This is a genomic window from Stenotrophomonas sp. I18B00994, assembly GCF_014145825.1.
Taxonomy (GTDB): domain Bacteria; phylum Pseudomonadota; class Gammaproteobacteria; order Xanthomonadales; family Xanthomonadaceae; genus Stenotrophomonas; species Stenotrophomonas maltophilia.
In genome coordinates this window covers 29606-42338 of record NZ_JACIUW010000018.1, presented here as the reverse complement: position 1 = coordinate 42338, position 12733 = coordinate 29606, and the positions used below count along the sequence as shown (strand labels likewise).

The following is a 12733-nucleotide window of genomic DNA, read 5'->3' as shown; positions in this document are numbered from 1 at the left end:
CGCCATGCCGTGGATGGGCATCCAGGACCTGTGGACGTTTCTGGTCGCCGTGCTGGTGTTTCTCGCCCTGCCTGGCCCCGGCACCTTCACCCTGCTGACCGCCACCGGCCGGGGCGGCGTGCGCGGCGGCTACACCGCACTGGCCGGCCTGCTGGTCGGTGACCAGATCCTGATGTGGCTGGCGCTGGCCGGTGTGGCCGCACTGCTGAAGGCCAATCCCTTGGTCTTCCACGCTGTGCAGTACCTGGGTGCGGCCTACCTGGTATGGGTGGGCATCAGCCTGCTGCGCACGCCGAAGCACGAGGGCGGTGATGCTGGTCCGATCCGCATGCAGCCGGGCCGCTACTTCCAGCAGGCGATCCTGGTCAGCCTGCTCAACCCGAAGGCGATCCTGTTCTACATGGCCTTCCTGCCGCTGTTCATCGATCCGAAGGCGCACCAGGGCATCGCGACCTTCGCGGCCCTGGCCGGCATCATCCTGGTGGTCAGCATCGCCTACTGCTCGATGCTGATCGGCGTGGGCAACCTGGCCCGCCGCCGGTTGATCCAGCATCCGCGCATCAGCGATGCGCTGCGCCGGGTGGCCGGCCTGTTCCTGGTCGGGTTCGGCATCCGGTTGGGGCTGAACGGATGATCCGGCGCGCGCTGGTGCTGGTGTTCATCGGGCTTCTGGCCGACACCGCAGCGGCCAGCGTGCAGGACCATCGCTGCCTGACGGGCGGTCGCAACGACGGCATCCACCTGCTGTGGCGCTGGCTGGACGATGGCAGCGCCGACGTGCAGTACGCCGGGCAGCGCGGCCGCCTGCAGCTGCAACGGGTGTCGCAGGAAACGACGGTGCTGGACGAAGACCGCCCGTACCAGTTCGACAGCGTCTGGGAAGAACGCATCGATGGGCGCCTCAACGGCCGCTACCTGCTGAGCACGCAGGGCGCGCTGGTGCTGGACCTGAGCTACGAACGCGCCCGTGATGGCCGTCGCACCACCTTCCACGATGACGGCGAGGCGTGGCAGGAGGATGGCTGCCATTGGCCGGGAGGCGTAGCGGCGCGCGTGGTCGATTGAAGCATGCCAACCAAGGTTGGCATCTACCGGTCGTGCATCTCCGCGCGCAGGTGGTCGATGAACACCCGCAGCTTGGGCGCCATCTGCTCACGCGCGGGGTAGTACAGGTGGAAGCCGGGGAATGGCGGCTGCCAGTCCTGCAGCACGCTCTGCAGTCGCCCAGCGTTGATGTCGTCGGCCATCAACGAGGCGAAGCCCTGGGCCATGCCCAGACCCGCCAGCACGGCACCATGGGCGACGCCGGCATCGTTGAACACCAGCCGCCCGCTCACTTGCACGTCCAGGTCGTGGCCTTCGCGGCTGAACTCCCAGGGCATCAGCCGGCCGTTGGCCAGCCGGTGCACGATGCAGGCGTGGCCCTGCAGGTCATGCGGGGTCTGCGGCACGCCATGGCGTTCGAAATAGGCCGGCGTGGCCACCACCACCTGCCGCTCGGGTGGCCCGACCGGCACCGCGATCATGCCCTGTGCGAGTGATTCGCCGAGGCGGATGCCGGCATCGAAGCCCTCGGCCACCAGATCGGTCAGCGCCGGGTCGACGCGCAGTTCCACCTGCACCTGCGGGTAACGCGCAAGAAAATCGGGCAGCCGCGGCAGGACCATGCGATCGGCGACGATGCGCGGCAGGGTCACACGCAGTCGCCCGGCAGGCACCGAGCGCGCGCTGTCCAGTTCGGCAAAGGCCTGGTCGATCTGGTCCAGGCCGCCGCGCACGCGTTGCAGGAAACGCGCGCCGTGTTCGGTCAGGCTGACCCGCCGCGTGGTCCGCTGTAGCAGGCGCACGCCCATCCGCGCTTCCAGCGCGCGCACGCTCTGCGACAGCGCCGAGGTCGACACGCCCAGGGCATCGGCGGCGCGGGTAAAGCTGGCATGCTCGGCCACGTGGACGAAGGCGACCACAGCGGTGAGGGGGACGGAGGCATCCATTGTGAAGCCAGCCTTCAAGGTAAGTCCGGTGATCGGCAGTTTATCCACATGATGGCGTGGAGGATGCTGTGCCCCTCGCCGCTGCCCCTCCAGGCGTGGCGCCCTTCCCCTAAGGAGATCCGCATGAAGACCCGTACTCTCGGCCCTGCCGGCCCCACCGTGTCCGCCCTTGGACTGGGCTGCATGGGCATGAGCGCCTACTACGGCGGCCGTGGCAGTGACGATGACGGCATTGCCGTCATCCGGCACGCGCTGGACCGTGGCGTGAGCCTGCTCGACACCGCCGATGTGTATGGCCCGCACACCAACGAGGTGCTGGTCGGCCGCGCGATCGCCGGCCGCCGCGACCAGGTGTTCCTGGCCAGCAAGTTCGGCATCGGCCTGGACCCGGCTGACCCGAAGGCGCGGCAGGTCAACGGCCATCCGGACTATGTGCAGGCCGCCTGCGAGGCCAGCCTGCGCCGGCTGGGCGTGGACCACATCGACCTCTACTACCAGCACCGCGTCGACCCCAGCGTGCCGATCGAGGACACCGTCGGTGCGATGGCACGTCTGGTGGAACAGGGCAAGGTGCGCTGGCTGGGCCTGTCCGAGGCCTCGGCGGCCACCCTCCGCCGCGCCCATGCGGTGCACCCGATCACCGCGGTGCAGAGCGAGTACTCGCTGTGGTCGCGCGAGCCGGAACAGAACGCGGTGCTGGCCACCACGGAGGAACTGGGCATCGGCTTCGTGCCGTATTCGCCGCTGGGCCGTGGCTTCCTGACCGGCGCCATCCGCAGCCCGGATGACTTCGACACCGACGATTACCGGCGCACCTCGCCCCGCTTCGAAGGCGAAAACTTCCAGCGCAACCTGGCACTGGTGGATACCGTGCAGGCGCTGGCCGCCGAGCGCGGCATCGCCGCCTCGCAGCTGGCGCTGGCCTGGGTGCTGTCGCGCGGCGAGCACATCGTGCCCATCCCGGGCACGACGCGGCGGGCACGGCTGGACGAGAACCTCGCTGCGCTGCAGGTGGAACTGGACACGGCCACGCTGGACGCACTGGACGCGGCCTTCCCGCTGCATGCCGCGGCCGGTGACCGCTACTCGGTCAGCGGCATGGCCAACATCGAGTCGTAGCAGCGGCCGGGACGGACGCACACCGGTGGCTACCGCCGGATTGTGCCGATTCCGGCAGCCTGGCCGGGGCGCAGCGCGCGCCCGGCCATGCATGACCCCCGTCAGTGGTAATGCTGCGCTGCGTTCGGTCACACTCGGGAACTTGTCGTTCTTAGTCACCCCTTCCGAGGCCTGCATGTCCCTGTTCCGGCGCAAGTCCCTAGATTCCGTCACCGTCCACGAAGCCGGCAGGCGCCTGATCCCGACGCTCAGCTGGCCGCACCTGATCGCGCTGGGCATCGGCGCCATCGTCGGTACCGGCATCTACACGCTGATCGGCGTGGGTGCCAACCTGGCCGGCCCGGCCGTGCTGATCTCCTTCGCGATTGCCGGTGCGGTCTGCGCCTGCGCGGCACTGTCCTACGCCGAACTGTCGACGATGATGCCGGCCGCCGGCAGTGCCTACACCTACAGCTACAGTGCGCTGGGCGAGGTGTTCGCCTGGGTGGTGGGCTGGAGCCTGATCCTGGAGTACTCGCTGGTGGTGAGTACGGTGGCGGTGGGCTGGTCAGGCTACTTCGTCGGCTTCCTCGAATGGGTCCATACCCAGTTCGGCTGGAATGTGCACCTGCCGGCCTGGCTGGCCGCCGGCCCGCACGTGGAAGGCGGCATGATCAACCTGCCGGCGATCATCATCACCTGGCTGGTGGCCGGCATGCTGATGGCCGGCACCAAGGAAAGCGCCACGCTCAACGCCATCCTGGTGGTGTTCAAGCTGATCGCGCTGGCCATCTTCGTCGCCGTGGCCCTGCCCGCCTTCGACAGCGCCAACCTGCAGCCGTTCATGCCGTATGGTTTCGCCAAGTCGATGGGCCCCGACGGCGTCGAGCACGGCGTGATGGCGGCGGCAGCCATCATCTTCTTCGCCTTCTACGGCTTCGATGCGATCTCCACCGCCGCCGAGGAGACCAAGAACCCGGGCCGCGACCTGTCGATCGGCATCATCGGTTCGATGATCGGCTGCACCATCGTCTACGTGCTGGTGGCGCTGGCGGCCGTCGGTGCGATGAGCTACGCGGTGTTCGGCCACAGCGCCGAGCCGCTGGCGCTGATCATGCGCCAGCTGGGCCATCCGACCGCGGCAATGGTGATCGGCGTGATCGCGATCATCGCCCTGCCGACGGTGCTGCTGGCCTTCCTGTACGGCCAGAGCCGCATCTTCTTTGTGATGAGCCGCGATGGCCTGCTGCCGCGTGGCCTGTCCAAGGTCAACGCACGCACCGGCACGCCGGTGGCGACCACGCTGTTCACCGCAGTGGTGGTGTCGGCGCTGGCCGGTGTGGCGCGCCTGGACGAGATTGCCGCGCTGGCCAACGCCGGTACCCTGGCCGCGTTCACCGCCGTCGGCATCTGCCTGGTGGTGCTGCGCCTGCGCGAGCCGAACCGCGAGCGCACGTTCCGCACGCCGCTGGCCTTCGTGGTCGGCCCGCTGGCCGCGCTGGGCTGCATCTACCTGTTCCTCAGCCTGCCGCACACCACCCAGCTGTATTTCCTGCTGTGGAACGTGGCCGGCCTGGTGCTGTACTTCCTGTACAGCCGTCGCCACGCGCTGATCGCGAAATAACCGGATCGCCGGTAGTGCCGGCCAGCGGCCGGCACTACCGCAGGGCGGTCAACCGCCCTGCTTTGCCGCGTAGTCCTGCGCCTGGCGCATCACCCGCAGCAGGTTGCCGCCCCAGATGCCGGCAATCTGCTGCTCGGTGTAACCCTTGCGCAGCAGCCACGCGGTGATCTTCGGCAGCTGGCTGACATCGGGCAGGTCGCTCAGGCCACCGCCGCCATCCCAGTCCAGGCCGATGCCCACGTGCTCGGGGCCGACCACCTTGAGGATGTGCTCGAAGTGGGCGAAGAAGTCGTCGAGGCTGGCATGGCGCACCGGGTGCTCGTGGTCCAGCGCCTGTTCGGCCTTCAGCAGGGCAACACCCTGCTCGATGCCCATGCCTTCCCAGCCACCCAACTGCTTGCTCAGCGCTTCCTCGGCCTGCTTGCGCTCGGGTGTCTTCGCCGTGTCGATCAGGTAGCCGCCATAGGCGTTCACCTGGATCACGCCGCCGGCCTTGGCCAGCTTGCGCAGGCGCGGGTCATCAAGATTGCGCGGGTGGTCGTAGACCGCCTTGGCTGAGCTGTGCGACAGCACGAAGGGCACCGGCATCATTGCCAGCAGGTCATCGAACACCGCGTCGGACGCATGCGACTGGTCGATCACGATGCCCAGCTTCACCGCCTGCTGCACCAGGCCCTTGCCGGCCGGGCTCAGGCCTTTCCATTCCGCTCCCTTGGGGTCGGTGGCCGAATCGGCGAACTCGTTGTTGGCGAAGTGCACGGTACTGAGCAGGCGCAGGCCGGCACGGTGGTAGAACGAGAGCAGGCTGGGGTCTTCCACCAGCGGGCTGGCGTTTTCCATGCTGATGTAGACCACGCGCTTGCCGGCGGCCTTGATGCGTGCCGCGTCATCGGCGGTCAATGCCAGCGCGAAACGCTCGGGATTGGCGGCCAGCATTTCGCGGATCTCCAGCAGCCGCTGCAGGCCATGGTCACGCTCGGCGAGGTGCGCGGCTGGGCTGCGGTCGCCCTGATCGGTGTAGATCGCCCAGAAGCCGCCGTCCAGCGCGCCCTCGACCATGCGCGGGTAGTCCACTTGCGAGAGTGCGTTGCGGTCGTGGCGCTGCTCGATGTCGAAGCCGGTCCGGCCGAAATTGGCCGGCGTATCCAGGTGGCTGTCGAGCGTGACCAGGCGCTGCTGCAGGGCCTTGGCGCGGGCCAGTTCCTGTGCGCTGAACTCGATGGCATGAGCCGACAGCGGCGCACACAGCGCCAGGGCAAGCACGACGGACAGGTGGCGCAACGATGGCATGGGCTCTCACCGGCAATGGGAAGAGCCCGACCATAGCGCTGCGGCCGGCAGATTTGTAGAGTCGGGCTCACGCTCGGCTGCCAGGCACCGCGAGTCGAGCATGAATCGTATTCACGGCCCAGCGGCCAGCTTCCCGCGCATTGCGATGCGTTCGAAACAATGGCGCCCCCAGGATCAGGTGGCTCGGCTCGCCTCTACATCGTCCCGCGGTCAGTCGACCACGCGGCAGAACACGGCCTTCAGGTAACGCGATTCCTGCACGTGGGCCATGAACGGATGGTCCGGACCCGCACCAGCGACCTTCAGGATCTGGATCGTGCGGCCGGAGAAATAGGCCGCGCGGCGCAGCATGTCGAGGAACTGGTCCTCGGCCACCAGGCCGGTGCAGGAGAACGTGGCGAACAGGCCGCCCGGCTTGACCACGCCCAGCGCCAGCTTGTTCATGTCCAGGTACTTCTTCAGCGCGGTGATGACCTGGTCGCGGTCGCGGGTCATCTTCGCCGGATCCAGGATCACCACGTCGTACTGCTCGCCGCGGTTGGCGGCGTCGCGCAGCCACGGGAAGATGTCGGACTGGATGAACTTCGGGCGCACGTTGTTCAGGCGCGAATTGCCCTTGGCGATCTGGATGACGTCCTCATCGATGTCGATGCCGACCACTTCCGAAGCGCCACGCGCAGCGGCATACACGGCGAAACCGCCGGTGTTGCAGCACAGGTCCAGCACGCTCTTGCCTTCCACCTGCTGGCTCAGCCACTCGCGGTTCTCGCGCTGGTCGGCGAAGAAACCGGTCTTGTGCGCGCCGGCCGGGTCGGCGCGGAACTTGATGCCGTACTCGGTGATCACCGACGCCTCGGTGGTGGTGTTGCCGTGGAAGTCGAAGCTCTCCTGCTTCTGCACGTGTTCGTCGGCGAAGCTGTGGAAACGGCAGCCCGGGAACTGCTCGCGCAGGGCGTCGTAGATCCATTCGCGGTGGCGGAACATGCCGGCGGCGAAGAACTCGACCACCACCAGGTCGCCGTAGCGATCCACCACCAGGCCGGACAGGCCGTCGCCTTCGCTGTGCACCACGCGCCAGGCGTCGGAGACCGCGTCGAGCTTCAGCACCTCACGGCGCAGCGACACCGCCTGGGCGATCTTGCGCGAGAACCAGCCGGCATCCACCGGCACGTTCTGATCGGTTTCAAGGATGCGCACGGCAATGCGCGAGTGCCCGTTGTAGAACCCGCGGCCAATGAACTCGCCATCGATGCCGACCACGTCGACGATGGAACCAGGCTTGGGCCGGACGGTCGGCTTCTCGACCAGTTTCTGGAAGATCCACGGGTGGCTGGAACGCCACGCATTCTTGAGGCGGACAATCGGAAGGGGGGTATTCATCCACCCATTGTAAACCGGGCGCCGGGGTCGGATCCTCGCAGGGGCTCTGACCCCGGTGTGGCGACGATGGGGTCGGAGCCCCTTTGGGGATCCGACCCCTGGCCTCCCCCCCATTTGACGGCGGCGGGGCCAGACGGCAGAATCGGCGCCAGAAGGGGAGTAGCTCCCAGACGTTGTCGCCGTCATTTCGAGCCCGCAGGCTCCGGTGCAACGGCAGTTCCAGCCGACTGGAACTGCGAGCGAGACCTTCGCCGTACTGGCGAAGCTCTGTCCCTGGATCCCCCTCCCGATCCTCCGTTGCAGATCCTCGCCGTCCGGCCTGGCATTCATCTTTCCAACGGACATTCCCAATGCAGACGATCGGTAACGTGTGGTTGTGGGGCGGCTTCGCAGCGGTGGTGGTCATCGCCCTGCTGGTCGACCTCGTGTTGATGCGCCATGGTGGACCGCACAAGGTCACCTTCAAGGAGGCCCTGTGGTGGTCCATCGGCTGGGTCGCGCTGGCCCTGCTGTTCAATGCGGGCCTCTGGTACTACCTGAATGAGACCGCCGGCCAGGTGGTGGCCAACAAGGTCGGCCTCGAATTCCTGACCGGCTACCTGGTCGAGAAGGCGCTGGCGGTCGACAACATCTTTGTGTTCCTGATGATCATGAGCTACTTCGCGGTGCCGGAGGAGCAGCGCCAGAAGGTGCTGATCATCGGCATCCTGGGTGCGATCGTGCTGCGTACGATCATGATCTTCGCCGGCAGCGTGCTGATCAGCCAGTTCCATTGGCTGCTCTACGTGTTCGGCGCCTTCCTGCTGTTCACGGGCTGGAAGATGTGGTTCGCCGCCGGCCAGGAGCCAGACCTGGAGACCAATCCCGCCCTGCGCTGGATGCGCAAGCACCTGCGCCTGCTGCCGGACTATGCCGGCAACGCACTGAGCGTGAAGCGCGACGGCGTGCGCTGGTTCACCCCGCTGTTCGCGGTGCTGATCCTGATCGCGGTCACCGACGTGATCTTCGCCGTGGACAGCATCCCGGCGATTTTCGCGATCACCACCGACCCGTTCATCGTGCTCACCTCCAACGTGTTCGCGGTGCTGGGCCTGCGCGCGATGTTCTTCCTGCTGGCCGGCATGGCCGACCGCTTCCACCTGCTGCCGTACGGGCTGGCGCTGGTGCTGGGCTTCATCGGCATCAAGATGATGATCATCGACCTGTTCAAGATCCCGACCCCGGTCTCGCTGGGCGTGGTGGCGGTGATCATCGCCGCCACCGTGGTGCTCAGCTTGAAGTACCCGCCGAAGGAGGGCGAAGGCCAGGCCTGAGCCTGAACGGCTGAACGGCGCGGCCGGTGGGATTGTCCCGCCGGCCGTATCCACTTTCCCGCCGCGGTGGCCTTGGTTTCGCGCCAGTCACCGCCATTGCTGAGGTATGGACAACAACGCGCCCCTGCCTGCCGGCGACGTACCGGCCCCCCGCAATGACCGCTCGCGCATCCTGCGGGCGTTCAATGTCAGCCTGGCCGCCGTGCTGGTGCTGGTGGCCGTGTTCGCCCTGCAGGGCACCTTCGACTGGCGGCTTTGGGCCGTGGCGCCACTGGAAGCGAAGGGACTGCTCGGCCTGATCGGCGGCCCGATGCTGCATGCCTCGGTCGAGCACATCGTCGCCAACAGCATCGCCATCCTGATCCTCGGCACCCTGGCAGGCAGCGTCTATCCGAAGGCCACCGTGCGCGCCCTGCCCCTGCTGTGGCTGGGTTCGGGCCTCGGTGCATGGATGCTGGGCAACCCCGGCAGCGTGCATTTGGGCGCCAGTGGCGTGACCCACGGCCTGATGTTCCTGCTGGCCAGCCTGGGCCTGCTGCGGCGCGACCGTGCGGCAATCGCCACCGGCCTGATCGGCATGCTGTTCTACGGCGGCATGCTGATGACCATCCTGCCACACGCCGATGGCGTGTCCTGGCAGTCGCACATGGGCGGTGCCTTCGCCGGCATCATCGCCGCGCTGCTGTTCCGCAACGCCGACCCGCTGCCACCTCGCCAGCGCTACAGCTGGGAAGACGAAGAGGACGAGATCGAACCGCTGGCCGACGACGAACTGGAGCCGCCGGCGCCAAAGCGCGTGCCGGTGCTGTGGCAGCCCCGCGAAGGCCAGGACTACGTGGTGATCCCGTTCCGCCGCCCGGACGAGCCGCGCGGTTGAAAATGCCCCGGTAGTGCCGGCCGCTGGCCGGCACCCTCATGATCCGGTAGTGGCCGACCTTGGTCGGCGCGGTTGTTGTGTGCCAACCAAGGTTGGCACCTACCACAGCACACCGGCACCCCGGGTAGCGCCGGGCCATGCCCGACGGCGTTGATCGCTCAGTTCCCCGCCGCGCCCATGCCATCCACCGCCTGCCGGCCCAGTGCCGGGTCATCGGTGAAGAACGCATCGATGCCGGTGGCCAGATAGGCACGCATCTCGGCAATCGAACCCTCGGCATTGCGCGCGTTGTCGGCGCCCTTGCGCAGGTTGCTGGCCTGGAAGTGGTTCTCCGGACGGAAGGTGTACGGAATCACCATCAGGCCCACTGCATGTGCGTCCTGTACCAGCGTGGTCGGAGTGCTCAGCGCGCCCTTGGCGTCCAGCGGAATGATCGAGCGCAGTTCCGGGCCGATGCTGTCGGCGTAGCTGGCGATGTCCTTCAGTCCTGCCGGGGTCATCATCTGCGCGTAGGTCAGCTTTCCACCGGCCTTGGCGATGTCGGCCGGCTGGGTGTCGCCCTTCCACAGCAGTTGCAGCAGGCGGATGTTGCTGCCGCGCGGGATCTTGCCGCGCAGGTAGCGCAGGTTGGCGGTCTCGAACGACTGGATGGTGACCGGGCCGACGTTGGTATAGGCATTGCCACGCAGCGCGGTCAGGAGCTTGTCTTCCATCGGCAGGCCGATCGACTGGAAGTAGGTCGGGTGCTTGATCTCCGGCACCAGGCCGATGCCACGGTTGGCACGCCCGGCCTGCTGGACAAGGAATGCGAGGATCTCGTCCAGGCTGGCGATGCGGAACTGGCCGTCATAGGCGGTGCTGCGCAGTTCCGGCAGGCGCTCGCGCGCGTACAGGGTCTTCAGCTCGGCCAAGGTGAAGTCTTCGGTGAACCAGCCGTCCACCTTCTGCCCGTCGATGACCTTGCTGGTGCGGCGGCTGGCGAATTCGGGATGCGAGGCCACATCAGTGGTGCCGCTGATCTCGTTCTCGTGGCGGGCCACCATCACTCCGTCCCTGGTCATCACCAGGTCCGGCTCGATGTAGTCGGCGCCATCGGCGATCGCCTGCGCATAGGCGGCCAGGGTGTGCTCGGGCAGCAATGCGCTCGCCCCGCGATGGCCATAGACCGACACCTTGTGCGCGGCCGGGGTGGAGGATTCAGCACTCATGGCCACCGATGGTGCCACGGCCAGCGACAACAGCAACGCACAACCCCACGACTTCACTGCGACTTCCCCAATCGGTATGTGATGGGCGTCAGTATGCGGCGGCAATGTGACAGGTGGGGGACCTGGGGTCGGATCCCCGCAGGGGCTCCGACCTGAGCGCTCCCCCCATTCTTCAAACAATTCTGATTGAAGCGCTGCACGGCCCGCGACTAGCCTCGGATGACCAACAGCGAAGTTGTCAGGGGCAGATCATGAAACAACTGATGTACATGCCGATTCTCAAATGGCGACAGGGAGAGTATCTCGCGGTGGGTCGTACCAGCGAAGGAGTCAAGGATGGGATCTATCCCCTGTTCGAGATCCCGATCGAGCAGTGGGACTTCGAGAACGATGCACCGGCCAAGTCACTCGATGACCACCTGAAGAACGTAGGCAGGCGTCTGAGCAGTAACTGGAAGGCGCGGCGCTGCCTGTTCGATTCGCCCTATCTTGCCGGTGACGACACCATGGCGGACGGCCAGCACCATCTGGAGCGGATCTTCCACCTCACTCGCACCGCAGGATGCCAGGCCATTCCCGTGACCGGCATTGACCGGCATGTCGACTACCAGCAGGCGGTGGCACGCATCGTCGCCCGCGATGATCGTGGCTGCGGATTACGGCTGGTGCCGGATGATCTTGAAGGAGGGCACCTGGCCCGGATCTCAGGGTTGCTGAAACTGTTGGGCGTGGTATCAGGTCAGGTGGACCTGATCCTCGACAGCTCGACCGATGTCGCCGACTCGCCCACGCTGCAGGCATCGACCTGGCAGGCATGGATTGCGGCCGTTCCGGATCTGGCCGACTGGAGATCGATCACCCTCGTGGGTGGTAGTTTCCCTGCCAGCCTAAGCCCCTCTTCAAGCTATCGCCCACATGGCGATGTGAACCGCCGGGAATGGCGCGCGTACACGCGGCTAGCCCGCATGCACACTGAACGAATGCCGTGGTTTGGTGACTATGGCTGCGCTTCTCCACAGACGGAATTGATGGATCCTCGCCTGTTCGACCCCAACGCCAAGATCAAGTACACGATCGATGATCAGTGGCGGATCGTTGTAGGTACCCAGATCAAGCGCAACGGCCGCGACCAGTACCGTGATCTGTGCCGGCACCTGGTCTCCGATCTGCCGGTGGTCTTCATGGGGCGCGGCTACAGCTGGGGCGATGCGTACATCGAAGACTGCGCAATCAGTGTCACCAGTACCGGGGGAAGCTCGACCTGGCCAACGGTGGCGACCAACCACCATATGACTAAGGTTGTTCGCGACCTCGCCAGTCTGACCGGCGCTTCAACTGTTCCCTGACCAGCGCACGGATTTCCGCAAGACTGTAGAGCTCCGACAGACGTTCACATAGCGCTGCGCGGTTGCCGCGCAGCGCTGATTTTTCAGGCGTCCGCCTGCCGATCAGAGCAGAAATTTCATCGCGCCAGAGCAGTGCTGCGACGGCCGTCGCGCTCACTGATGGATTGAGTTTTGCAGGCCGCACTAGTTCTAGCCTCACTGCGTTGCGCGCTCCACGTGATGCCAGCCTGACCCCCCACCAAGCAGGCAACGTATCCAGGGCATGGTCCAAATGGCGCTTGCCCACCACGATCGTCGCCTTGTCGAGGACATCGGAGTAGAACTGCTGCTGCAATGGAAGTCTCCGCAGGGTGTCTACATCACTCTTGATCTCGTAGCCGTGCAGATGGCCATTGATGACACAGACATCGACCCGGCAGGCGCCGCGCGCAAGCCCCATTTCCTCCACCACAAGCGTGTTCGGATTTGCGACATGCTCAGCAATGACCTTGCCCAGCAGAGCTGATCGCACGTCACTGTCGGTTATCGGGTTCATGGCGGGAATGATATCAAGGAGGTGTCGCGCACAGGATTGAAACCCCCAGCCGTCAGTCATGAGTAAGCGAG

The 12733-nt window shown here is 66.2% G+C and carries 12 protein-coding genes; 7 read left to right on the top strand and 5 right to left on the bottom strand.

All coding sequences use genetic code 11. The annotated features are described in order from the left end of the window. Positions 1-4: 4 nt before the first annotated feature. Both leuE and H4O10_RS17240 read left to right on the top strand, forming a co-directional pair. The gene (leuE, locus tag H4O10_RS17245; RefSeq protein ID WP_005411716.1) at positions 5-634 is read left to right on the top strand and encodes a leucine efflux protein LeuE; all 630 of its coding nucleotides are present in this window, start codon (positions 5-7) and stop codon (positions 632-634) included. Beyond that, positions 631-1065: a hypothetical protein gene (locus H4O10_RS17240; RefSeq protein ID WP_033833555.1), complete on the top strand. Its 435-nt coding sequence runs from the start codon at positions 631-633 to the stop codon at positions 1063-1065. The genes leuE and H4O10_RS17240 overlap by 4 nt, the downstream gene beginning before the upstream one ends. Positions 1066-1088: 23 nt before the next feature. Here H4O10_RS17240 and H4O10_RS17235 read toward each other — a convergent pair whose 3' ends face one another. Further along, positions 1089-1991: a LysR family transcriptional regulator gene (locus H4O10_RS17235; protein WP_049402901.1), complete on the bottom strand. Its 903-nt coding sequence runs from the start codon at positions 1989-1991 to the stop codon at positions 1089-1091. A gap of 123 nt (positions 1992-2114) precedes the next feature. On the opposite strand from H4O10_RS17235, the gene H4O10_RS17230 reads away from it, so the two are divergent. Together H4O10_RS17230 and H4O10_RS17225 are read left to right on the top strand one after the other, a co-directional pair. Further along, positions 2115-3110: an aldo/keto reductase gene (locus H4O10_RS17230; RefSeq protein ID WP_049402903.1), complete on the top strand. Its 996-nt coding sequence runs from the start codon at positions 2115-2117 to the stop codon at positions 3108-3110. Between the two features lie 175 nt (positions 3111-3285). Continuing rightward, positions 3286-4713: an amino acid permease gene (locus H4O10_RS17225; RefSeq protein WP_005411719.1), complete on the top strand. Its 1428-nt coding sequence runs from the start codon at positions 3286-3288 to the stop codon at positions 4711-4713. A gap of 48 nt (positions 4714-4761) precedes the next feature. On the opposite strand, the gene H4O10_RS17220 is transcribed toward H4O10_RS17225, so the two are convergent. Together H4O10_RS17220 and H4O10_RS17215 are read right to left on the bottom strand one after the other, a co-directional pair. Further along, positions 4762-6003, bottom strand: coding sequence for a dipeptidase (locus H4O10_RS17220; protein ID WP_033833558.1), 1242 nt, complete (start codon positions 6001-6003; stop codon positions 4762-4764). Positions 6004-6213: 210 nt separating this feature from the next. Next, the gene (locus tag H4O10_RS17215; RefSeq protein ID WP_005411721.1) at positions 6214-7383 is read right to left on the bottom strand and encodes a class I SAM-dependent rRNA methyltransferase; all 1170 of its coding nucleotides are present in this window, start codon (positions 7381-7383) and stop codon (positions 6214-6216) included. Positions 7384-7733: 350 nt separating this feature from the next. On the opposite strand from H4O10_RS17215, the gene H4O10_RS17210 reads away from it, so the two are divergent. Together H4O10_RS17210 and H4O10_RS17205 are read left to right on the top strand one after the other, a co-directional pair. After that, on the top strand, positions 7734-8696 hold the full coding sequence (locus H4O10_RS17210; RefSeq protein WP_010487446.1) for a TerC family protein: 963 nt from the start codon (positions 7734-7736) through the stop codon (positions 8694-8696). A 106-nt stretch (positions 8697-8802) separates the two neighbouring features. Then, positions 8803-9573, top strand: coding sequence for a rhomboid family intramembrane serine protease (locus H4O10_RS17205; protein ID WP_049453518.1), 771 nt, complete (start codon positions 8803-8805; stop codon positions 9571-9573). Positions 9574-9731: 158 nt separating this feature from the next. Here the strand turns inward: H4O10_RS17205 and H4O10_RS17200 are convergent, their stop codons facing one another. Then, the gene (locus H4O10_RS17200) at positions 9732-10838 is read right to left on the bottom strand and encodes a glycerophosphodiester phosphodiesterase (protein WP_049453517.1); all 1107 of its coding nucleotides are present in this window, start codon (positions 10836-10838) and stop codon (positions 9732-9734) included. Positions 10839-11032: 194 nt separating this feature from the next. On the opposite strand from H4O10_RS17200, the gene H4O10_RS17195 reads away from it, so the two are divergent. Beyond that, positions 11033-12127 carry a beta family protein gene (locus H4O10_RS17195; RefSeq protein WP_231522871.1) on the top strand — a complete coding sequence of 365 codons (1095 nt, stop codon included), beginning with the start codon at positions 11033-11035 and terminating at the stop codon, positions 12125-12127. On the opposite strand, the gene H4O10_RS17190 is transcribed toward H4O10_RS17195, so the two are convergent. After that, the gene (locus H4O10_RS17190; protein ID WP_080264262.1) at positions 12075-12662 is read right to left on the bottom strand and encodes a sce7726 family protein; all 588 of its coding nucleotides are present in this window, start codon (positions 12660-12662) and stop codon (positions 12075-12077) included. The genes H4O10_RS17195 and H4O10_RS17190 overlap by 53 nt on opposite strands. Between the last annotated feature and the right edge of the window lie 71 nt (positions 12663-12733).